The organism is Streptomyces narbonensis (genome assembly GCF_014649015.1).
In the GTDB taxonomy this organism is placed as follows: Bacteria; Actinomycetota; Actinomycetes; order Streptomycetales; family Streptomycetaceae; genus Streptomyces; species Streptomyces narbonensis.
In genome coordinates this window covers 1-1,009 of the sequence record NZ_BMSF01000079.1, presented here as the reverse complement: position 1 = coordinate 1,009, position 1,009 = coordinate 1, and the positions used below count along the sequence as shown (strand labels likewise).

General features: G+C 68.8%; 1 protein-coding gene. It reads right to left on the bottom strand.

Annotated features, from left to right (window positions below; translation table 11 throughout):
- Positions 1-19: 19 nt before the first annotated feature.
- Positions 20-951 (bottom strand): IS5 family transposase gene (locus tag IE124_RS34060; RefSeq protein WP_370468866.1). Its coding sequence is split into 2 segments (ribosomal slippage): positions 20-603 and positions 603-951, totalling 933 coding nucleotides; the frame shifts between segments, so codons are not numbered across the junction.
- Positions 952-1,009: the final 58 nt, after the last annotated feature.

Here is a 1,009-nt window from a genome sequence, read left to right as displayed (position 1 = left end):
CTAGGACTTGTCCGGCCGATCATGTTCGGAGCCAGATGGTGAGGGCTGCGGCGGTTGCGGTGCCAAGGTAGACGTAACGGCGCTTGTCGTAGCGGGTGGCCACCGCCCGGTGCTGTTTCAGCCGGTTGATGGCCCGCTCGACGGTGTTCCGCTTCTTGTACCGGTCCTCGTCGAAGCCGGGTGGCCGTCCGCCGCGTGAGCCTTTGCGCAGGCGGGCGGCCTGGCTGTCGGTCTTCTCCGGGATCGTGTGCCGGATGCCCCGGCGCCGCAGGTACTGACGGCAGGGTCCGTTGCTGTAGGCCTTGTCGGCCGCGACGCTGTCCGGCGTCTTGCGGGGCCGTCCCGGACCGGCTTTCGGGACGCGGATCTTCTCCAGGACAGACTTGAACTGGGTGCAGTCAGCCTGCTGACCTGGGGTGACGATCAGAGAGAGCGGGCGGCAGCGGCCGTCCGTGCTCAGGTGGAGCTTGGTCGTGAACCCGCCGCGCGAGCGGCCCAGGCCCTCGCCTCCTGCACCACCTCCTCCAGGCGGGCGTGCAGGCTCTGCCATGCCGTCTCGCCCTGGTGTTCTGCCAGTTCGGCCCCCTTTGAGGCCGGGGGCGGCGGCGGATCGGTGCGGGCGCCGGCCGCGTGCTGATGCGCCCGCACGATGGTGGAGTCGACCGAGATGTCCCAGTCGATCTCACCTGCCGCGTCGGCGGCGGCCTGGACCTGCTGCAGCAGACGCTCCCAGGTCCCGTCGCCTGACCACAGTCGGTGCCGTTCGTAGACGGTCTTCCACGGCCCAAAACGCTCTGGCAGGTCACGCCACTGAACGCCGGTCCGCACCCGGTGCAGAATCCCGTCGATCACCTGCCGGTGGTCCCGCCACCTGCCACAACGCCTATTGCTGACCGGCAGGAACGGCCGTAGCCGTTCCCACTCGGCATCGCTCAGATCACCCCGCCCCATGTCCACATCAACGACCCCGACGCGGAGTAGTCACATGATCGGCCGGACAAGTCCTAGG